This is a genomic window from Blautia intestinihominis (genome assembly GCF_040096655.1).
In the GTDB taxonomy this organism is placed as follows: domain Bacteria; phylum Bacillota; class Clostridia; order Lachnospirales; family Lachnospiraceae; genus Blautia_A; species Blautia_A intestinihominis.
In genome coordinates, this window is record NZ_JBBMEI010000001.1 from 55101 (window position 1) to 76982 (window position 21882).

Annotated in this window: 17 protein-coding genes and 1 pseudogene; 2 read left to right on the plus strand and 16 right to left on the minus strand. The window is 43.1% G+C overall.

Going from position 1 to position 21882, the window contains the following annotated elements; all coding sequences use genetic code 11:
* Positions 1 to 23: 23 nt before the first annotated feature.
* The 16 genes from WMO75_RS00205 to WMO75_RS00280 form a co-directional block, all read right to left on the minus strand.
* The gene (locus WMO75_RS00205; RefSeq protein WP_349077461.1) at positions 24 to 1577 is read right to left on the minus strand and encodes a BspA family leucine-rich repeat surface protein; all 1554 of its coding nucleotides are present in this window, start codon (positions 1575 to 1577) and stop codon (positions 24 to 26) included.
* Entirely contained in the window at positions 1555 to 2520 is a 966-nt protein-coding gene (locus WMO75_RS00210) for a hypothetical protein (RefSeq protein ID WP_302247409.1), read from the minus strand. Before WMO75_RS00210 ends, WMO75_RS00205 begins: the two co-directional genes overlap by 23 nt.
* 16 nt (positions 2521 to 2536) lie before the next feature.
* Positions 2537 to 3586 carry an AAA family ATPase gene (locus tag WMO75_RS00215; RefSeq protein WP_302247407.1) on the minus strand — a complete coding sequence of 350 codons (1050 nt, stop codon included), beginning with the start codon at positions 3584 to 3586 and terminating at the stop codon, positions 2537 to 2539.
* Between the two features lie 68 nt (positions 3587 to 3654).
* Complete coding sequence (locus WMO75_RS00220) at positions 3655 to 5967, minus strand: ATP-binding protein (protein ID WP_302247405.1); 2313 nt, start codon at positions 5965 to 5967, stop codon at positions 3655 to 3657.
* Positions 5964 to 6437, minus strand: coding sequence for a hypothetical protein (locus tag WMO75_RS00225; protein WP_302247403.1), 474 nt, complete (start codon positions 6435 to 6437; stop codon positions 5964 to 5966). The genes WMO75_RS00220 and WMO75_RS00225 overlap by 4 nt, the downstream gene beginning before the upstream one ends.
* 25 nt (positions 6438 to 6462) lie before the next feature.
* A complete protein-coding gene (locus WMO75_RS00230; RefSeq protein WP_302247401.1) occupies positions 6463 to 7206 on the minus strand; it encodes a hypothetical protein in 744 nt (247 codons plus the stop codon).
* An 11-nt stretch (positions 7207 to 7217) separates the two neighbouring features.
* Entirely contained in the window at positions 7218 to 8441 is a 1224-nt protein-coding gene (locus WMO75_RS00235) for a hypothetical protein (RefSeq protein ID WP_302247399.1), read from the minus strand.
* Between the two features lie 14 nt (positions 8442 to 8455).
* Entirely contained in the window at positions 8456 to 8926 is a 471-nt protein-coding gene (locus tag WMO75_RS00240) for a hypothetical protein (RefSeq protein ID WP_302247398.1), read from the minus strand.
* A 20-nt stretch (positions 8927 to 8946) separates the two neighbouring features.
* Complete coding sequence (locus WMO75_RS00245) at positions 8947 to 9444, minus strand: hypothetical protein (RefSeq protein ID WP_302247397.1); 498 nt, start codon at positions 9442 to 9444, stop codon at positions 8947 to 8949.
* Between the two features lies 1 nt (position 9445).
* On the minus strand, positions 9446 to 10678 hold the full coding sequence (locus tag WMO75_RS00250; RefSeq protein WP_302247395.1) for a coiled-coil domain-containing protein: 1233 nt from the start codon (positions 10676 to 10678) through the stop codon (positions 9446 to 9448).
* A complete protein-coding gene (locus WMO75_RS00255; RefSeq protein WP_302247394.1) occupies positions 10668 to 12491 on the minus strand; it encodes a hypothetical protein in 1824 nt (607 codons plus the stop codon). The genes WMO75_RS00250 and WMO75_RS00255 overlap by 11 nt, the downstream gene beginning before the upstream one ends.
* 17 nt (positions 12492 to 12508) lie before the next feature.
* Positions 12509 to 14200 (minus strand): acetate and sugar kinases/Hsc70/actin family protein, encoded by a 1692-nt coding sequence (locus WMO75_RS00260; RefSeq protein WP_302247393.1) that lies wholly within the window; start codon positions 14198 to 14200, stop codon positions 12509 to 12511.
* Between the two features lie 275 nt (positions 14201 to 14475).
* Positions 14476 to 16902, minus strand: coding sequence for a cation-translocating P-type ATPase (locus WMO75_RS00265; RefSeq protein ID WP_299318893.1), 2427 nt, complete (start codon positions 16900 to 16902; stop codon positions 14476 to 14478).
* A 102-nt stretch (positions 16903 to 17004) separates the two neighbouring features.
* Positions 17005 to 17445, minus strand: a complete 441-nt coding sequence (gene nifU, locus WMO75_RS00270; protein ID WP_022214975.1) for a Fe-S cluster assembly scaffold protein NifU — start codon at positions 17443 to 17445, stop codon at positions 17005 to 17007.
* 49 nt (positions 17446 to 17494) lie between these two features.
* Positions 17495 to 18679 (minus strand): cysteine desulfurase NifS, encoded by a 1185-nt coding sequence (gene nifS / locus WMO75_RS00275; RefSeq protein ID WP_022214974.1) that lies wholly within the window; start codon positions 18677 to 18679, stop codon positions 17495 to 17497.
* 35 nt (positions 18680 to 18714) lie between these two features.
* Positions 18715 to 19149 carry an RrF2 family transcriptional regulator gene (locus tag WMO75_RS00280; RefSeq protein ID WP_022214973.1) on the minus strand — a complete coding sequence of 145 codons (435 nt, stop codon included), beginning with the start codon at positions 19147 to 19149 and terminating at the stop codon, positions 18715 to 18717.
* A 126-nt stretch (positions 19150 to 19275) separates the two neighbouring features.
* Between WMO75_RS00280 and WMO75_RS00285 the strand changes: the two genes are divergently transcribed.
* The gene (locus tag WMO75_RS00285; RefSeq protein ID WP_302247392.1) at positions 19276 to 20613 is read left to right on the plus strand and encodes a polysaccharide biosynthesis protein; all 1338 of its coding nucleotides are present in this window, start codon (positions 19276 to 19278) and stop codon (positions 20611 to 20613) included.
* Positions 20614 to 20817: 204 nt separating this feature from the next.
* Positions 20818 to 21858: pseudogene (locus WMO75_RS00290) on the plus strand (3-deoxy-7-phosphoheptulonate synthase); the annotation flags it as partial.
* Between the last annotated feature and the right edge of the window lie 24 nt (positions 21859 to 21882).

The following is a 21882-nucleotide window of genomic DNA, read 5'->3' on the forward strand; positions in this document are numbered from 1 at the left end:
TACCTCATACTTCCGTAAAAATATCAAAATCTTCTCCTGTTCAGTAATCTACGAATTGAAGAGAACAAGTATACCAATTCTTGTAGTTTTGCCCTGTCAACCGAATTTTTCCGACTAAAAGCTACAGGGATTTCATCTACCCTCACATTTGAAAGAGAATCTATGTCTATATTAGCTTCTTTTAATCTTTCCCAAGGCATAAATACTTTTCTTTTATCATATTCTTTTTTCATGTAAATTCCTTTGTCTGTAATTGCAAATCCCTCTGCTTTTGTAACTGCGATTTTTCCCACAAGGAGATTCGTCAATGAATTTATGGACGCATCATGAAGAAGGTATATTTTTTCCTCGGATGGTATTTCCAATGCATGACACAAAACCCATTGTTTATCTTTTCGGCCATTATTGAAAATTGCATTTTTCTGATGAGACAAAAAATCTGCACAGATTTCTTTAATACTGCCTCCAGCATAATAGCAGCCTACTGGCAATGTCGGTGGCTGGGCACTCTGACTTTCTGTGCTATATTCTTTACTCACGCCAGACTTTTCTGTATTAAAAAGTGTTCGTGATTCACGCACCGAATCATGGGCAGTATTATCTTTACTTACGCCACAATCTGTAAACATATCCCGTATATTGACATCTGGTGCATAATAAAAATTCGAGGTATCCAGTTGTGTAAGGTTGAAGCAGTTATAAAACATCCATCTCATATCTATAACATTTCTCGTATCAAACCTACTTACATCCAATTCTTCCAGGCTCTCACATTTACTAAACATACTATACATAGATTTAACGCTACCTGTATTGAATTTGCTCACATCTAGATTTTTCAGATTTTTACAGCCTTCAAACATAAACGTCATATTCTCAACATGCTTTGTATCAAATCTGCTCACATCCAATTCTTCCAGACTCTCACATTCTTTAAACATACTATACATATTCTCAACGCTGCCTGTATCAAACCTGCTCACATCTAGCGCTTGCAAAGTTTTACATCCACCAAACATATCCTCCATATTTGTAACATTTCTTGTATCAAAGTTACTTAGATCTACTTCTATTAAACTCTCGCAATGAGAAAACATCCCCACCATATTCGTAACATGACTGGTATCGAATAAATTATTAAAATTTATTTTCTTAACATTCAAATAATAGCAAAACAGATCCTCACAGTTTTTATTCGCATAAACACCTTTTTCTGATCCTATATACAAGGTGTATCCTTCTGGTGTTTCTCTTTTCCACGCCCAGATTGTTCTGTCTTGATCTTCTGATACATCCCAGGCACCGGATGGAATACTCGCAAGATTCATTTTTACAAAATCAATTTTGCAAACTTCCTTTCTCAAAAGTTTACTACCAAATACCGTCTCATCATTACCCATGCAGTCAGCCATCAGCATTGACTTTTCTTTTTTCTTCTTCCAGTTATTGGTCATTTCCGGGCAGAGTTTGCTGACTGAGCGGTGACCTGTGTAGTCCATTGTTTTTCCATGTCCACAGTTTATACATTTTTCTGCGGAATCCTGGTTTTCTTTGTTACAGCGTACGCACTTCCACATCTGTCTGTCCTCGTTTCTTTTCGTTCTGGGATTGGTTCATTTGTTTCCAGCGTTTCTGGTCGGCTGCCAGTTCTTCGCTTCTTTGGTAGGATTCGTCATCATTATCAATGGCATTATCCAGAATATCATCCATACGGCGGGTGATCTTTTTGAGTTCTTTGTTCTGCTGCTTCTGGTCCTGTATGTTTTGTTCGAACCGATCCATGGTATTTTTCAGGTCGTCTATGGTTTCCTGACCGAGAATTTCCACACTGCCAAAAGCAATCTGGTTGATCGTGTGGATGGAATTCAGCAGAGTCTGGCTTCGCTCTGCGAGAAGCTGCTGCAGAAGTTTATATCGTTTGTAGTTATTCTTTGCATCTGCCAGACGGTTCATCTTGTTTACGAATTCTTTGACATCTGATGTAAGTTTTTCCTTGCCACTGATAACACGGCTTACTTTTTGCTCATAGTAAGATCTTTCATCCTGGTAAGTGTCCACGTCCTTCTCTGCAAGATCGATCTCAGCAAGGTATTCATCCTGCTTCTCCTGCATCGCATTGATTTTAATCTGCAGTTCATCATAATAATCCTGAAATTTAATAAGAAGATTCAGTCTGTGAAGATTCTCTTCTCTTTTCTTACGGATTTTTTCCTGTTCCTGACTTGTAGCTCCTGCGATCGGAAGTCTGGCAAAATGGATTCCTTCTGTCACTGCTGCCAGAATTTGATTCGCTGTTTTTTCATTTCCACGAATCAGAGCATTTTCAAAAAAGCCAAGCATGCTGATGATCTCTTTGTCTATATTTCCAAGTTCGAACGGTGCTTCATCCTCTGTACTCTTCCAGAGTTTCATCAATATGTCCTTGTATGTTTCTGCCTGTTCATCACTCAGACGTGTATCTCCATTTTGAAGTTTATGGTAAATTTCCTCCATCACTTCTTTTATTCTGATTTCTGACATACCTTTCTCCCTCATATCAATCAACTACTTCCATTCCAGAAAGATCAACCAGCTCTTCAAGTTCTCCTTTATTTGCCAGTATTTCTGTCGCTTCTTCCATCGTTGGCTCCTTGGAGTTCAAAATTTCAGCCGTTTTATCCAAACCACTCTGAACTTCCTGATCATCAAGATTTGCCAAACCTGTTATTTTTTCATCTGGAATGATATCATCTTTGCTTGGTTGTTCTGCATTTTTTTCCCGCACTTGTGGTCTTTCGATGAATCTGTCCGAGTAAATATATTCTTTTGGTTCTTTTTTCCAGCGTACAGTTTCTATATCTTCTGCGGCTTTCTTAATCTGTACCGTAGTGATCTTTACTTTTCCTTCTCCGATAAGCTCCTGGGCTTCTTCCAGTGTCTTATGCTGTTCATCCGTCAGCTCCAGAACAGCGTAGTTGACTGCCAGATTTGCAATCCGCTCCAGTTCCCAGCAATTTCGATCTTTGAGATATTTCTTAAGTTTTTCCTGCCTTTCTTCTTTTTCTGGCCAGCATGGTGCAAGAAAAGATTTCATAACTTCTGTAAGCTCTTCTTCTCCAAACTTACGGACAGGACAGATTGTAAAAAACTTCTGCAAACGCTCTGGCAATATCTCCGCACTCTGTGCAGTTGCCAGTATGACTGCATCTTCTGCATCATTCATAATCTGCTCTATCCCAAATGCAAGCGTTGTTCTTGCTTCTTTCTTTTTTATCTGATCCAGCGAATACAAAAGAAGGATTTTTTTACCAGTCGTAATTTCGTTATAGATAGTTTCTATCTGTTCTCTGAGTTCTTTTTTGTCTTTGGAAAGATCTTCGCCATATACCTCATATGCCTTGTAGCCTTTCTCTTCCCACTCCCCGGCTGCTGCCCTGATCAGAGTTTTTTTGCCAAGATGAAGTTCTCCGATGAATAACAGACCTTTCTCTTCCGGATCAAATGCATAGTTAAAATAATTGATCCAGTTTTTTCTTCCTACCAGATCTCCAAAACTTAGTTTTCCATGATATTCCTGGATAATCTTTTTCTCCCATTGCAGTCCCATATCATTTTCTCCCGGTTTATATGCCAAAAGAAAACTCACAAGGAGTTTTCTTTTGGATTAAGTACTGTTTATTTTTTTACGAATTCAACAGAAAATCCTCTGGTAGCTTCTTTCATCAGATTGTATTTTTCTGCAGAAAGGAAAATTCTGTTTGTGATCAGGCTTGCCCATCCACCGGTATCATTGATCCAGAATCCGGTCACACTTCCATCCTGTGCGTAGGAAAATCCTGCAACAGATACCATATGATTGCGTAAACCAGGATAAAAGGCTGCAATCTGGTCTTCTACCGGTACACTTTCCGGATCTTCCAGCATTCTCAGCAGAACTTCCATCTGAAATTCAGGATCCACTTCTCTGCTGAAAAGTTCGTCCTGAGAAAGATCTTCTGCCATCACACCAAGCATCACGCTTTCTCCCTCACGAAATCTCCGTGCGACTTCCTCCAGTTCCTGTCCTGGCAGCCCCGGTATATCCTCCATCCAATCCTGCTCAACTGCCTCAAACTGAAGATTTTTGCTTCGGATAAAGCATTCTCTGTTTTCTGTCGATGTACCTCCCTCTTCCGTGCAGATACCTGCTGCTGTAAATTCAGCAACTCCATCTGCTTCTGTAAGCCGGGATCCCGTCTGCTGGTTTACCATATTACAGGAAGCAATAATTCCACAGGTTCCGTAAAATCCCTGCACCGAATTTCCCTGCAGCAGAGTAAAGAAGGGATCATAGGATATATCAAATGCTGTATCAGCCATTCCGCTGAATCTGGTATGCAACTCATCTGCCGGATAATACAGCGCATTTCTGACTCCGCTTATCTCATTGTTCAGTGCTTCAACCGTCTCGCTGTCTCCTGCTGCCTGCAGTGCTTCTTTTAATTTTTCCAGGTATTCCAGATAACGTTCTCCAGACTCCTGATGCGCAACTGTGGCAGGACATATACATTCATTAAAAATAAATGCCTTCTGAATATCCATAAACGGATTGGAATTAAACATGTTTCCATCCTGCGGTATGCTCTGGAAATGAGTATTACCTTCTTTTAATACGCTCTTGCTCTTGTCGCCGAACAGTGATTTTCTTGTATGTTTCCGTGGTGTATCACTATTTTCCTGATTACCTTTGTCGTCTTTACCGCCTTTATTTTCTCCCTCATCGCCGTCCTGAGTCCTGTTGATGTTCATCTTGGCTTCCCAGGCCTCCAGTTCTTTCATATAACTGTTGATCGGTGCAAAGATTACTTTGCTCAGTGACTTCTTATAGATTTCCGCATTCAGACGGATTTTTCCTGAAACTACAGCTTCTACAGATTCCTCATCATTTAATCCCTGCTCATCGCTGATTGTGATAAGTTCACGCTTTACATTATTAATCAGGGCATCGATATCACGGTAGCTGCAGTTTTTAAAATCTTTTGCCATTTTTTCCCAGGAAATACTGTCATCAATCTGTATCGAGGCTTTATTAAATTTAAACTCAAGGTAATGTGTGATCGCTGCCTGATCCGGAAGCGGCACTCTTTCCAGCTTCATTCTGCTGCTCATGGCAATATCAATCTTCTGTGGGAAGTTTGTTGCCGCCATAAAGAATACTTCTTTTCCTGAACTCTTCATATGGTTGAACGCTGTAAGAAAAGCTTCCGTAAGGGACACCTTATGAGGTGGCAGATCCGGAGTATTACGATCTGTACACAGGTTATCGATTTCATCCAGAAACAGAATACACGGAGCACAATCCTCTGCTGTACGGAAGATTTCCTTAACTCTTTTTTCAGATTCACCCTGATATTTACTCAGAATGTCACCGGATTCAATACTCATATATTTGTATCCGTCTTTCATCAGTTCATGGACAAAAGCTTCGATCAGGTAAGTTTTGCCGCATCCAGGAGGTCCATAGAAAAGGAAACCAGTCATTGCATCCATTCCAAACAGTTCAAAGAGTCCTTTTTTGTCTGCATTTTTGACATGCTTCCTGAGTTCTTCCTTCATGTACTCCATTCCGGCAACATCATCAAACGACTGTTTCGGAGTTTCACAGAACCAGCCTTTTTTTGTCTCATCATCTACTGTATTGTCATCCTCCGAAGACTTACTGGCGGCTGCAATGTTTTCATTTTTCTTACTCTTGATGTGTTCCAGGATTCTCTTGCATGCATCCAGATGCTCTGCCCTTCTTTTTTCCCATTTACGAAGTTCATAAGAATCCTCTCGATTTCCCAGAAGTGAAGTAATCTTGCGGCAGCATTCTGATGCTTCAGAATGAAGTTCTGCCAGTTCTGATGTATACGGATCCGCTGCAGTACTGATTTCGATCCTATTATGGATTCTTCTATATTCTCTCTGAATATCCTGAAGCATCTCCAGATAATTATCTACACTCATTTCTTATCCTCCGCTTTGCTGCCTGTAATAAAATCAAAAGTCATCTTTGGTGCTTCTGTTTCTGTCTCTTTTTCTTCGTCCGCTTCATGCAGGATGACTTCGTGATATGTTTCCACAAACAGTCCGTTTGCAGCTTTCTGGATCAGTGCTTCCATCTCTTTTCTGGAATACTTCTCATAAATCTTCTCCAGTTCCTGATAATATTCTTTTTCGGTGATCTCCGGAACAGAATTCTTTGCTTTGTCTGCCGGTACTGCAATCTGAGAAGCTTCTTTGTTGAGTTCTACTCCGTCTTTTGTATCAAGGATCTCACGAACCTTTACACATAACTGATCCTCTGATTTTCCGAGAGAGAAATTAAACCATGTTACTGTTTTTTCTCCATCTTTTGTTATAACGAAAGGAAGGGAGCTGAATTCTGTCAGAGCCCTGTTTCTTTCCATAAGTTTTCTTACGTCACTGAATTTCATAGCGGTATCCTCCTTATATTTACAGTCAGTTCAGACTTTCTGATTCAAGTTCTTTGCGGATCTGTTCGTATTCCTTGTCCATATCACGGTTCTGGTACATATTGTCCAGAATATCATCTGGTGAAATATTTATTGCATCTCCACTCTTCCAGCATTTTGCTGCATAGTCAGGATCCTGGATCCATTTCTCGATATCCTCTACATCCATAATGTTCTGAAGCGGAGTACGGTCATCCTGAACCATGTCCATGTTCCGGAAGATCTTAAGTGTTTTCATAAGGCTCTTGCCTGCCCCACCGGAAGAAGCATCCATTTTTGCAGCCTCTTTCTTGATCTTGCGGATATCCCAGGTTCCGATGTCGCCACTCAGCTGATTGATTGCGGTCAGGGCTTCCTGCATATCTGTCATGGTCTTTTTAAGTTCAAAATCTTCTCTCTGTTCCTCAATACGGATTTTGGCAGCCTGGATGATCTGGTTGGAGTAATAAGCCACTCCCATCTTGGCACGTCTTCTTGGATTTTTTTTGCCTTCCTGTTCCTCGATTCTTGCCTGTTCCAGTTCGCTCCAGAACATTTTCTGAAACTGTTTTTCTGATTTGAGAAGTAATTCTTCTGTATCAAAAATATCATCTCTGATATTTTCTTCTTCAATCCTTCTCTGGGTTTTTTCTTCTTTTTTGCGTTCTCTTTCCTGTGCTTTCTTTTCGGCAGCAGTCATTTTGTTTTTATTTTTCTTTTCGAATAATCTGTCTAAAATCGGTTTTCCCATTCTTATCACCCCTACTGTATAATTGTGCTGCGATGCTCTTCGCTGTGTCTTTCTCTGCGCTCCTCAAGCTGAAGTTCTCTTTCACGCTCTTTCTGTGCCTTTTCTTTTTCTTCCTGTTCTTTACGTTTCTGTTCTTTTTCGGCCTTTTTGCGTCGTTCTTCTTCTTCTCTTTCTGCCTGAATATCTCCGTAGTATTCTCTCATCTTTCGAAGATCTTCGTCAGTAATCGCATTCTGGAACATCGTTTCTATTGTGACATCAACATTTTGATTAAAGTTTTTGAGACGTTCCGTTTCGTTCTCAGCTGCTTTTACATCGTCTTTAAAGTCCTGATGAAGACGCTCCAACTGTCCCATTGCTACATTTCCAAACAGTTCCGGTGAACCAAATGCCATAAGATTGATATTTTTCACTGTATTTCCGATAACCTGGAGATTCTGTTCTTTTTTGCCTTTGAGAAGTTCTACGGCTTTGAGTTTGTTTCGGGCATCTATTGCATTGTTTAATGCATTTACATACTGCAGCACCTGTCTGGTAAGAGGCTCTTTTTTCATTTTGACCTTTGTAACTTTATCAGGAAGATCCGGATCATAATCTCGCAGTTCTTTTTCCTGTTTCTCTGCCTTATCTCTATCGTCTTTTAGTTCCTTTGTATAAATTTCCAGTTTGTCAAGCGACTCGTTTACGCGATCTATGTATTCCTGACATCTTCCGAGCAGAAGAAGTGTATCGATTTCTTTTCTTCGTTTACGGGCAATCATTTCTTTGTGCTCTTCATTAGAATAGATAAATGGTGTTCTTGTAAACTTCACGCCCTCTGCGATTCCCTTAAGAAGCTGTGTCGCTGTTTTTTCATTACCAGCTTCCACTGCCGCCCCGAACAGACCAACCAGCTGTAAAATATCTTCATCAATTTCTCTGGTATCTACATCGGAAATCGTTGCATCCTCCAGTATCCATCTAATATTATCTATCACCTTTGCATAGTTTCTGACCGCTTCAACACTGATTCTGCTTTCCTTTTGTTCTGCCAGCATTTCAATATTTTCAAGATCAATATTGTCCAGTGCACGCTGAATCCTTTTGCCGCCTTTTGCGTGTTCGTCAATCTTTGCTCTCTGTTCGGCCAGTTTTCTTTTTTCTTCTTCTTTACGCTGCCTTTCAGCTTCCATTGCTGCCTCCCGGGCAGCCTGGGCTTCTTTTTCTTTTTTGTTTTTCTTTAAAAAATCTAACATTTTCTGCACTCCTTCTATCTTGTTATCAGATCAAATATATCCAGGATGATGTGGCGAATTCCGGCGATGACCAGTATCGGTACCATGGCAAGCACTGCTGCCAGTAATACATAAATGATGAATTGCAGTCCATAATAAATGTACTGTCCCTGAAGTTTATCAGGTGCAGTCAGCACCGGAAGTTTCGTAATATAAAAGCCGATCACAGTCAGCAAGATCCCGCCTCTGTAACAATGGCCGATATATTTCATTGTATCATCTTCGTATCCTGTCACAAAAATGCCGATCATGGACAGTACAAAGATCAATCCATAAACGATTCCCTCTACAAGCAACGCTTTTGTACTTATCTCACTGCCTGCCGAAAACAAATACATCCATGCAAAGATTCCTGCCACAAACAAAATTGCAATAAAGACAACAGATCCGATTCCCATCATTCCGAGCTGTGAAAACAGATTTCCTGAATTTCTTCTGTTTCTCATTCCTGTCCCCGTCCCTTTGCTTATTTATCAAGTATGCAGAAGCTCTCTGTCTCTGCATAGCGATCTGCCGTTCCGAGAACAACTGTGTAATCCATACCGCCCTGTGACTTAAGTCCTGCTTTCCAGAAGGAACGGATGTCCGGTGCTTTGAGGCTGATCTCTCTTCGTACTTCTCTGCCGTCATTGTTGATAAACAGGGTCAGTGTCATAGGCTCACCGGCTTCCATTCTTGCGAAGTCCTCCTGAAACCAGGTACACTGATCTTTATCCAGATTCTGTAACTGTTTTCCAATCGGAATCCGGTCTGTCTGCGCGAGGACCAGTTTGTTTCCGTCTTCTTTGTACTGATAGGTTTCCATCTCGACAGTGATTTTTTTGAGGATGTTTTCTTTGTAGTCATGGACCGCTGTTTTTACTACCGGATCATCTTCTGCTCCGCCGACAACAGAAATCTTTGGGAAACCGCAGCGTTCGCATACATTGCCTGTCAGTTCTTTATTACATATAAGACATTTCATTTTAATTTCCTCCATTTTCCAGATAATTCAAAAGTTGATTATAAATCTCTCTGCTTTGTTCTATACTTTCCTTTGTCTGTGTCAGACTGTCCTGAAAATGTCTCTGCAGTTCTATTGCCCTGCTCTGATCGAAGAACCATCCGCTTTCCAGAATCTGTTCTTTTGTGAAGGACTCGTAGAGTTCTTTCAGATCTTCCTGATTTCTTCGTACCGTCAGAAGCGACTCTCCAAAGCTTTCTTCCAGTTTCTCCAGTTCTTTGTCCACGTGCTTCTGTTCTTTGCACTGCCAGGAGTATTCCTCTTTTTTGTCTGTGAGGAGCTGTTTGTCTGCATTGATCTTCTGCTGGATCTCTTCGATCGCAGCTTCTGTCTGCTGGATTTCTCTTTCGGTTTCTGCTTTCTGATTTCGCATGGACTCTGCTGTTTCCATGAGTGTCCGTTTTTTTTTGTGCAGATCTTCTACCCGTTCTTCCAGATCCTGAAGTTCCTGATTTTTCTGATTCAACTCTGAAATATGCGGCTGTAGTCCCTGTTTCTTATTTTCCAGTTTCTGATCCATTTCCGCAATGTGCTGCTGTATCTCCTGTTTTTTGATTTCCAGTTCCTTTTCCTGTTCTGCAATGTACTGCTGGTATTTCTGTTTTTCATTTTCCAGTTTCTGCCCGGCCGCCTGAAATTCGTCTTCCCGTACTTTCTGCTGCTGCATTACTGCCGGAATTTTGGTTTCCTTGATCTGTGCAGTTTCTTCCCGGAGTTCCTGGCATTTCTCTTCGATACTCTCGGCAAGCCGGATTGCGTTTTCTTTTTCTTCGATCAGTTTCTCATATTCATCGATCTTTGCCCGATTGTCTCCAATCTTCTGAAGAGTTTCTTCCAGTTCGGCAACGATCTGCTGTTTTTTGTTTATTTCTTCCTCTATGGATGTAAGCTGTTCCATAGCTTCCTGGAGTTTCTTATTTGCTCCGTTCCATACCGGGCGGTGATCCGGATCGTCGAATTTCTCCTGATTTCTGCTCTGGATCTTGGCAAGTTTCCGGGCGAGATTACAGATAAAAAGAATTGCATCGTCCTCTTCCTGGTCATCATTCCCAAGTTTGAGGCGGGTCAGTTCTCCACAGCCATTCTGGAGATCCCGACAGATATCTGTAACTACAAATCCCATAATATCCCGGACAGTGATCTCTTCTTTTTGTTCCAGACGCTGCAGCGTATCCTCCGTCAGTTTAAATTCCATATATATGTACCTCCGTTTTCTGGCTTTCGTACAGGTCATCCATGTTCTGTATCTCGCTTGCCAGTTCCTGTTTTGCGATATCTGCCTTTGTCATCTGTTTCTGCATAGAACCATTCAGATTATTCAGCCGTTTCAAAAGTTCCGACATCTCTGCCACACTTCCTCCCGTCGGCTGCGAAAGTCCAAGACTTGCCGAATCCAGTGTTTCTTTGATGCTCTGGATATTACTAAGCAGTACTTCATTTAATTTCGCATAACGCTTGATCCACTTTTCCGCAGCAGAAATATTGGCATCCAATTCTTTGAGCCGCAGGCTCTGTTCCGCTGTAAACACGCTGTCTTTCATCTGCAGTTCTTCGTCTATAGAGCCCGCAAAGCCAGATCTCTTTTCCAGGTTCCGGTTTAATTCTGACATGCGGCGATTGATCTCCTGCTTCTGAGATTCATAATTATTCAGACACTCCATCAATGTTACTGACATCCTGATCGCAGCATCGTAAGTCTGCTGTTTTTCTTTTTCGATTCCTTCTTCGTAATAACTGCCATTTCCCGCAATCTTGTACCAGATATCATTGATGATCACTGTAACGGGACTGTATCTCAGATCTCTGGAATGTGTCTGATACAGTCCTGTATATTTCTGCATTTGAATCACACACTGTGTAACGTAGGTTTCGATATCTTCATAGTCATTGGAAATATTCCACGGTGTCCGCACATGATCCATGATTCTCTGAACCTTGAGGCAGTTTTCATCCCAGCGGATCCCGTATTCTTCACGCTGTTTTTCTAATTCTTTCTTAAGAAGATTCATTGCATTCAGGGTCGAGCCTTCTCTGGTAAATACAGGGTAGCGTACACCTCGCTTCCACTGCACATTTTTGACTTTTTGTTTCCAGACTTCGTCCTTCGGTTCCTCTGCCAGAAGATGATTTATTTTATCCCATGTTTTGCCACTATCCAGGCTCCTGCGCATGGCTCTGAGAGAATGTGCTGATTCTCTTTCCATAAAAGGTTTCAGCTCCATCAGTGATTGCTGGTCACTGGCATATATGTACAATAGATCCGCATATGTTTTCCATCTGTTTCTGTCACCCTGGAAAGTTCCCTCAATGATCATCCTATGAAGCATATTGGAAATGGAATTCTGATCCATCTGATTCCATACCTGCATTCGTTTTCCATATTTCAGATTCATATTCTGATAAAAAGAAAGTTTCTCCCGGCTCTTCAATATGTCCGCCACTTCTTTAAACAAAAAAGCATCTTCTTCTGCCAGAGCACACAGTTCTCCAAAGGAGTCCTCTGCCGCCTTAGATGCAACAAGCAGGATCATACAATTGTCTTTATTTCCATCTGAGGCAGCTCTTAAGTTTTCCCTGAATGTGCCGGTTCGAAGCAGGTTCAGCATCATAGACAGTGGAATTACAAATGCGTATTTCTTATCTTGCTTCATCAGTATCTGAATGCGCGTCAGGATTGCTTCTTTTTTGCCACGCATACAGTACTGTCTGTGTTTTCTCTGTGCTGTTTCTGTTTTGTAGATCATTCCACCAAGATAGCCTGCCTCTACCGGAAAAGCATCCGCTGATTTCTGATCCATGCAGTATACGGAGATTTCTTCTTTGCTTCCAAGAAATGTCTTGATGGCGTTTTCCTGTTTCAGAAAATAAATTCCATCGTAATTCTGTTTACTGATATTATGATAAAGGAAATGTGTCAGATCCAGTTTGAGAAGACAGTCCAGATAATAATCATCTTCTTCTGCAAACAGAAAATGAATCAGTCCTTCTTTTGAATCAAATCCTTTCATACGCTCATTCTCCTTTTTTATTTGGAAGAATATACCGGTCTTACAGCTGTGATATCAAACAGATCTGAGAATTTGGCAAGTTCTATGAGCTTGCCTTTTTCTGTAAATTTCTGTTTGAGAAGGTCGTACTCATGTACATGAACTCTCAGGATTTCTGAGGAATCCAGTGAAAATCCGATTGCTGCAGTCTTGTACTGGTTTGTGATAAGACCGAGTAGTTTGCTTCTGAATTCTTCTCTCAGCGGCACTCGGAGAGCTGTTTCTTTTTCATGTCCCATGTTGATAACGAATTCCTTTACGCCGCCTGACGCCATAAAGACGATCACCGGCTGTCCGTTCTCGTAGCTTGGAAAATATGGGATATCGTATTTGATATCTGCTCTGTATCGGAATGCATAATTTACTTCCGGGTTTCCGTCCTGTCCTGTCTGGTACAGTGCGATCGAATATGGTGCTGTCTGACGGATTCCTACGATTCCTGATGCAAACAATGCCGCACCATAGGAAATTGCTTTCTCACGGTCTTCTTCCTTCTGGATGATGTCCTTCATGCTGCCGTCAAGACTGCCGTTTTCAAAGACTTCGTCTACCTGTTTGCGAACAAGATAATAATTGCCGAAACCGCCTACAAGTGCGATCTTGAATTTCTCATCATCACTGGTATCAATGTTATGCTTCTTAATAAAATTCTTCATCTCCACAAGTTTGGAGCCAAGAACGTCACGGATCACTTCATCGTAAACTTCCAGAAGTGTTGCATAACTGATGACAACTTCTTCATCTTTGTATTCCAGTGTATCGAATTCTTCTTCCTCCAGATCCTCAAGATCCATTCCATTGTAGGCAATAAACTGGCTTCTGATCTCTCCGGTTCTCGCTACAATGCTTGCCTCCAACTGATTTACAAGGCGGTAAAATTTGCCGTCCGGCTGTGGAAGATCATCCGGATCCCATAGTTCGTTTTTGATAAGGGCACGCTCTGCCACACTTTCCATGTAACGCATACCTGCCTGCCCGATCTTACCTTCTGTATTCTCCCCGGCTCCTGTACTTTCCAGGACTTTGATCTGCATCGCCTGTCTGCCATCCGGTCCTGGTTCTGCACTGATACTGGTCAGATTAATATCCAGTGTTCCTCCACCGTAATCGACAAGAAGGATGTGTCCGGAAAATGGTTTTCCCTTAAGGACCATATAATTATACGCAAAAAAAGCACCTGCACAGGAAGGTTCACTGACAACCTTGACTCCCTCTGGTCTCACGTTCGGCAGCTGCTGACAGATATCTCTGAGTGTTCCTCTTCCTGATACGGTATTCATTTCCTGAAACCAGACTTCCGGTGCTCCGATTACCAGATTATCAATCTCTGATTCTCCACATTTTGCTTCTGCCATCTGTACGATATTTTCAAGAAACTCCTTTGTCAAACGTACTGGTGTATATTCCTGGTCAAATCCTCTCTTAGCCAGTTCATCCTGATCATTTTCGGAAATAAGCATCTTAAATCCACCAAACATTCTTGTTTTGATCTGACCGGTGGCATTCTTGGCTGTGACACCGAAGCTTAATTTTTCTTTTTTCAGTGCTGCGACAGTAGGAATACACGGTGATGTCATTCCACCGAGCAGCAGTGCATCCAGTGATTTATTATTTTCATCGTATAACGATGCAATCGTATAAGTACTTCCAAAATCAATTCCCAGATTCATACTGTTCTCCCCTAAAACTGCTATTTTTTCTCTGTTTTCTGAATTTTTATAAATATTCAGAGTACTTCTTTTTTATTATACCGTCTTGAACTATCAAAAGCAACAAAAGTATTTCTCAATTTCCGTTATCTTTGTACTTATCGAACAATTCTTTCATCCATATACTTTCATCCATATATGATAACAAAGAATTTATCAAATTTGTTTTTTCTGTGTTTCGGATATCAAAAACAGCATCATAGCTTCACACTACAATGCTGCATTCTTAATTCTCGTTATTTCTTTTTTCTGCTGAGTTTATTCACAAAGCTTGTAAACTTGCCCGGATTTTCTTTGTCCAGTGATTTCGCGTAGACGCCTTTGATCCAGCTTGTGATCACGTCGATCAGAAGCGGTGCGAAGGTCATCAGGATGAATACCAGGATGATCATTCCAAAGTCCAGGGAGCCAAGTCCAAGAAGCTTCTGGAAGATGACTGCCGCGCTGAAGAAGATGAACTGCATGCCGTAGATGATGACCTTACGGTAAGTGTTCAGCGGTGCGTAGACAGTCTTTAATGCTGCCATGTAGTTCCATCCCGTTACCAGCACACACGCCGTACTCAGCATGTCATTGGAATGGTAAACGTTCTGACAGACAAGCATGACTGCGAATACACAGGATGTAATGGTAAGTGCTGCCGGGAACGCATTCAGGAACACATGTCTCAGGAAGGTGTGATCAATCTTGTCGTAATTGTTTTCCTGGGCAAGAAGGAATGTCGGGATTCCGACTGCACAGGCACTGATCAGTGACATCTGGATCGGCTCAAATGGATAAGCGTTTCCAAAGAAAATGGTCAGCAGCGACAGCATAACGGAAAACATCGTCTTGATCAGGAACATGGATGCTGCTGTACGGATGTTGTTTACGACTCTTCGTCCCTGATTTACAATGTGGGGCATGGATGCAAAGTTTGAATCCAGAAGCACCACATTTGCAATGTTCTTTGCGGCATCGCTGCCCTGTGCCATTGCAATACTGCAATCGGCTTCTTTGAGGGCAAGAACGTCGTTGACACCATCACCTGTCATCGCTACGGTATGGCCCTGTTTCTGGAGAGCCTGTACCATTTCTTTCTTCTGCTGCGGTGTTACACGTCCAAAAACGCTGTATTTCGCAACAGCTTCCTCAAGCTGTTCTTCTGTTTCCAGTGTTGTCGCATCTACGTAGTTCTCGGCATTCTTGAGCCCTGCACGTTTCGCGATTGCGGAAACTGTGACAGGATCATCACCGGAGATCACCTTGAGGTCAACCTCCTGGCTGTCAAAGAACTGTAACGTATCCGGTGCTTCTTCTCGGATGACATCTGTCAGAAGGAGAAGTGCAGCCGGTTCAAGGTTCTCTGGAAGTTCTGTTCCCTCTGCCATCTGCGTGCTGTGCGCCAGCACCAGGACACGAAGTCCTTCTTCGGCATAGTTCTGACAGACATCCAGGATATCTTCTCTTCCCTCCGGGAACAGGAACTGTGCCGCTCCCATCAGGTATGTTCCGTTGTCTTCAAATACGGCTCCGCTGTATTTCCTGTCGGACGAAAACGGAACGATATGCTCCAGTGTCATGGAAGACTTCGCCGGGAAACGTTTACGCAGAGCGTCGATCGTCGCATTCTGATCTTTGAGAACGTACATGAGGTTTGCCATCATGTTCTCGATCTCGTGAAGATCTGGCTCATCCTCATCTTCTGTCGGAATTTCATCAGTATCTTTATTCTCGGAAGCTTCACTCCATGGTTCCACGCGCTCCACGCACATGGTTCCTTCTGTGATGGTTCCTGTCTTGTCCAGGCAGAGGGTATCTACTCTTGCCAGTGTTTCAATACAATACAGCTCCTGTACCAGAGTTTTCTTGTTCGCCAGAACGAGTGCTCCGAGCGTCAGTGCCACACTGGTAAGGAGGACCAGTCCTTCCGGGATCATTCCCAGAACACCGGCCACCATGCTTACGATAGAATCCTTGAAAGTATTTCCTACTACATAGTACTGTTTGTAGAATAACAGTGCGCCCAGCGGAACGATGATGATACTGATCACTTTCAGGATCGCATTCAGGGAATTCTTAAGTTCTGAGTTATGACGCTTGAATTCCTTCGCTTCGCTGGTGATCTGTGCTGCATAGTTATCCTTGCCAACATGAATAATCTGACAGCAGGCTTCTCCTGATGTCACGAAGCTTCCGGAAAAAAGCTCATCACCCACGTTCTTTGGAAGGTTGTCGGATTCACCGGTCAGGAGAGATTCATTGACCTCTACACTGCCCTCCAGCACCTTCGCATCCGCCGGAACCTGATCTCCGGTCTTGAGACAGACCAGATCATCAAGTACCAGGTCTTCGGTAGGAACGGTCCATTTCTTTCCTTCCCGGATGACGATGGATTTCTTCGCTGTCAGGATAGCCAGCTTGTCAATCGTCTTTTTCGCACGGATCTCCTGTGCGATTCCGATCAGAGTATTGATGATGATGATCCCTACAAAAAACGCGTTCTTGTAAGAGCCAACCATCAGTACCAGGATAAGGAGCACCAGATTCAGGAAGTTGAAGAAAGTCAGGGTGTTTTCTCTGACGATCTGCTTGTAAGTCCTGGTATTCGGATTCTCGTCCGCATTGACCTTACCCTGCTCGATCCGTTCATTTACCTGTTCGTCTGTAAGTCCTGTCAACATTTCACCTCACAATTTACTGATCACTTTGTTCACAGTCAATTTCCTGCAAACAGTGATTTCTATTTTACCGTCGATGTTTCTCCCCTCACAGCCGCTTTTTAATTAATATTCTTCTTCCTCTTCGCCTTCGCTGATGTCTGACTTCGGTTTGTCCAGTCCTTCGATCACGATGTTATGTTTCTGTGCGTAGTCCCACAGAGCTGCATGGATTGCTTCTTCTGCAAGAAGGGAGCAGTGTACTTTGACCGGCGGAAGTCCGTCAAGTGCTTCCATAACGGCTTTATTTGTGATCTGCATTGCTTCTTCGATCGTTTTTCCCTTAACCATCTCTGTTGCCATGCTGCTTGTTGCAACTGCTGCACCACAGCCGAATGTTTTGAATTTACATTCTTTGATGATATGTGTTTCGTCATCAATGTCAAGGAACATTCTCATGATATCACCGCATTTTGCGTTACCAACTGTTCCTACACCGCTTGCGTCCTCAATTTCTCCTACATTCCTTGGATGCTGAAAATGATCCATAACTTTTTCACTGTACATAATATTTATTCCTCCTGTTTTCGTCTTTTATCCGATTATTGTCTTATTATTACTGCTGATGTTTTTTCATGAAATCTTCATACAGAGGAGACATGCTTCTCAGATATGGCACGATTTCTTTCAGTTTGTCTACTGTGAAGTCAATGTCTTCCTTAGTTGTCTCTTCACTTAAGGTAAGTCTCAGAGAACCATGAGCAACTTCATGAGGCACGCCGATAGCAAGAAGTACATGGGACGGATCCAGGGAACCTGATGTGCAGGCAGATCCGCTTGATGCACAGATGCCATTCTGGTCGAGCATCAGAAGCATGGATTCTCCCTCGATGAACTGGAAGCTTACGTTTACGTTGTTCGGAAGACGTTTCACTCTGTCACCGTTCAGTCTGGAGTATGGGATCTCTGTTGTAAGACGATTAATCAAATAATCTCTCAGTTCGATCTCCTTCTCTGTACGCTCTTTCATGTTTTTCATTGCACGCTCTGCTGCTGCGCCGTATCCTACGATTCCAGGAACATTTTCTGTACCTGCACGACGTTTACGCTCCTGTGCGCCGCCATGTACGAAGGATCTGATCTTAACGCCCTTACGGATGTAGAGGAAACCGATTCCCTTCGGTCCGTTGATCTTGTGTCCGCTGGAGCTTAACATATCGATGTTGCATTCATCTACATCGATCGGAACCTGACAGAATGCCTGAACTGCATCTGTGTGGAACAGGATGCCGTGTTCTTTGGCGATACGTCCGATTTCTTTGATCGGCTGGATGGAACCGATCTCGTTGTTTGCAAACATAACGGAGATCAGAATGGTCTCTGGTGTGATCGCTTTCTCCAGTTCATCAAGGCGCACGATACCGTTCTCATCTACATCGAGGTATGTGATCTTTGCGCCTCTTTTTTCGAGGTATTCACATGTATGAAGGATCGCATGATGCTCGATCTTGGTTGTGATGATGTGGTTTCCTTTGGATTTGTATGCTTCAAAAGTAGCTTTGAGTGCCCAGTTGTCAGCCTCGCTTCCGCCTGCTGTGAAGTAGATTTCTTCTTTCTTTGCGTTCAGAACATCTGCGATCTGCTGTCTTCCTTTGGTCACTGCTTCTTTGCTTTTCTGTGCAAAATCATAGATGCTTGACGGGTTTCCGTAGTATTCTGTAAAATATGGCAGCATTGCCTCAACAACTTCCGGAGCAGTCTTTGTTGTAGCTGCGTTGTCCAGATAGATTAATTTACTCATGTTTTTTTCCTCCTGCTTAAAAATAAAAATGAATTTTACATTTTTTCTTTTTGTTTTTTCCGGCTTTCCTCGATCAACTGATCCAGCATCATGGTGTCTACCGCCTGTGTGATACTGTCGTTGATTCGTTTCCACACATATTTCGTGACGCAGATATCATGGTTCTCACAGGCACTCTCATCTTCCATCCCGGAACACTGTGCCGCTTCCAGGCTTCCTTCTAGAACCCTCAGGACATCCCCCACGGAAATCTCCTCTGCCGGTCGACCCAGACGATAACCGCCGCCCGCACCTCTGGTGCTCTCTACCAGACCTGCTTTCTTGAGCTTCGCCATGAGCTGTTCCAGATAACTGTCTGAAATATTCTGTCGGCCTGCAATGCTCTGAATGGAGACGGCTTCTGTTTCACAATGCAGACCCAGGTCGATCAGTGCTTTAAGACCGTATCTTGCTCTTGTTGACAGTTTCATCCACTCACCTCTTTAATTCCTAGTGTTTTCGTCGGATTTATTTCAAGACTTACTTTAACAGAATACATTTGTTCTGTCAAGGAGGTTTCGTGCATATACTGACAAAAAAAGCACCAGGTGCTTTCTATGTCAAAAAAAGCTTTTTTTAAGGGGACTTTTCTTCTCACATGCGCCGGTCTTTTGAGCCGCGTGATCGGCTTTTTTTATAGGATATTCCTGTCTCATGCGATTGGTGCAGAGGGGATCGGCCTGTTCCAGCTTGCCATTCCGCTTCAGACACTTCTGCTTGCCGTCACTGCCTCTGGAATACAGACCGCCCTTTCACGGCTGGTCGCCGCTCATCTCGCAACAGGTGAGGACAAAAAAGCCCGGGACTTTTTCTGTCTGGGGACTTTTTTTGCCTTTGCACTTTCCTGTGCAGCCTCTGCCCTGCTTTATCTGCGGGCAGATTTTTTTGCTGTGCAGATCTTAAAGGAAGCACGCACGGAGGAACTTGTTCGGATCCTTTCTTTCAGTATTCCCTTTGCCACGCTCCATTCCTGCATCAACAGTTATTATTTTGCCCGTAAAAAAACGGAATTTCCTTCCGGATTACAGCTTATTGAGCAGATCGTACGCGTCGGTTCTTCGTATCTTCTGTATCTTGTCTGTATTTCTGAAGGTACGCCTGTGACTGCCGTGATTGCTGCTGGCGGCACACTGGTCTCGGAACTCGTTGTAGCTGTTCTGGCGCTGCTTATGATCTCTCTGCATTTTCAGAAATATGCGCATAAAATTTTTCACATTGAACTGCCTTTTGCCTGTCTGAAGGAAATCTGCCGGACTGCTTTCCCTGTGACGCTGAACCGCCTGCTGCTTTCTGTACTCGCCGGTATCGAGGTCGTTCTGATCCCGCAGCGACTTCGGATGTATGGGCTTTCCGTTTCGGAATCACTCAGTATCTACGGGATTTTTACAGGACTGGCGCTTCCGTGCATTCTTTTTCCGGCTACGATCACAAACTCTGCTTCCATGATGCTCATGCCTTCTGTTGCAGAGATGCAGGCGCTTGGATATCGGAAACGTATCCGGTATGTTACCTGGCAGACGATCCGTGCAAGCCTTTTGCTTGGATTTCTGTGCGCGTTTGGTTTTTACTGCATCGGTCCGTTTATGGGGACAGTATTGTTTCACAGTCCGACTGCCGGGACTTACATACAGACGCTTTCTTTCGTCTGCCCGTTTCTTTATCTGAACACAACGCTTACGAGTATCCTGCATGGGCTTGGTCAGACAGGACGAAGTCTTGTACACAGTGCTCTGGGGATCCTTGTCCGGATCCTTTTTGTAGTATTCGCGATTCCGCTTGCCGGAATCCGCGGTTATCTATATGGAATCCTTTTCAGCGAGATTCTTTCCAGCAGCCTTCATATTTATGCACTTATGCATAATTCCATTGCATTACCTATCGACAAGAAGTTTTGAATCGTTTATAATAGTTAATTGACAACTGTTCAGTAGGTAGTATCCCGCGAGGCGTTTTGGCATGTTTTTTGCCAAAATCCCGAGACATGCAAGGCAAAATGCCATCACCGAAGGTGATTTGGAATGCATTTTGACTCGTAACTGTGAGGGTACTGAACAGTTACGTTAGTTGTATACAAAAGCGTTGCGTTAAAACGCAAAAGGGAGGAAAACATGGGATTCAATTTTATTAAGAAATTACCTACACCTGCTGAAATCCGCAATCAGTATCCCATTGATGCTGAAATACAGGCATTAAAAGAAAAACGTGATCAGGAGATCCGTGATGTCTTTACAGGCAAATCAGATAAATTTCTCGCAATCATCGGTCCATGCTCTGCTGACAATGAAGATGCTGTCTGTGACTATCTTCTGCGTCTCCGCAAGGTTCAGGAAAAGATCGAAGACAAAGTTCTGATCATTCCACGGGTTTACACCAATAAACCGCGTACTACCGGTGAGGGATACAAGGGTATGGTCCATCAGCCGGACCCGGAGAAAGCTCCTGACATGCTCGCAGGACTGGTTGCTATCCGCAAAATGCATATTCATGCAATCCAGGAAAGTGGATTTACCTGCGCAGATGAGATGCTCTATCCGGAGAACTACCGTTATCTCTCCGACATCCTTTCCTACGTTGCAGTAGGTGCACGTTCTGTTGAGGATCAGCAGCATCGTCTGACTGTCAGCGGTATGGATATCCCTGCCGGAATGAAAAATCCTACTAGCGGTGATTTCAGTGTTATGATAAATTCTGTTGTTGCAGCTCAGGCTTCTCATCGTTTCATCTACCGAAGCTGGGAGGTGGAGACAGATGGAAATCCTCTCGCACATACAATTCTGCGTGGTGCGGTCAATAAACATGGTGAGGCAATGCCAAACTATCATTATGAGGATCTTCGTCTTCTTCTTGAAAAATATCAGGAAAAAGATCTCAAGAACCCGGCAGTAATCGTGGATACCAACCACTCCAACTCCAACAAGCAGTACGACCAGCAGGTTCGTATCGCCAAGGAAGTTCTGCACAGCCGCAATGTTGATCCGGAACTTCATAAACTTGTCAAGGGTCTGATGATCGAGAGCTATATCGAGCCAGGCAACCAGAAGATCGGCGGCGACCATATTTATGGAAAATCCATCACTGACCCGTGTCTTGGATGGGATGAGTCTGAAAAACTGCTTTATACGATTGCTGAACTTTGCTAAGTATTGTTATTGTTCTGATCAGAA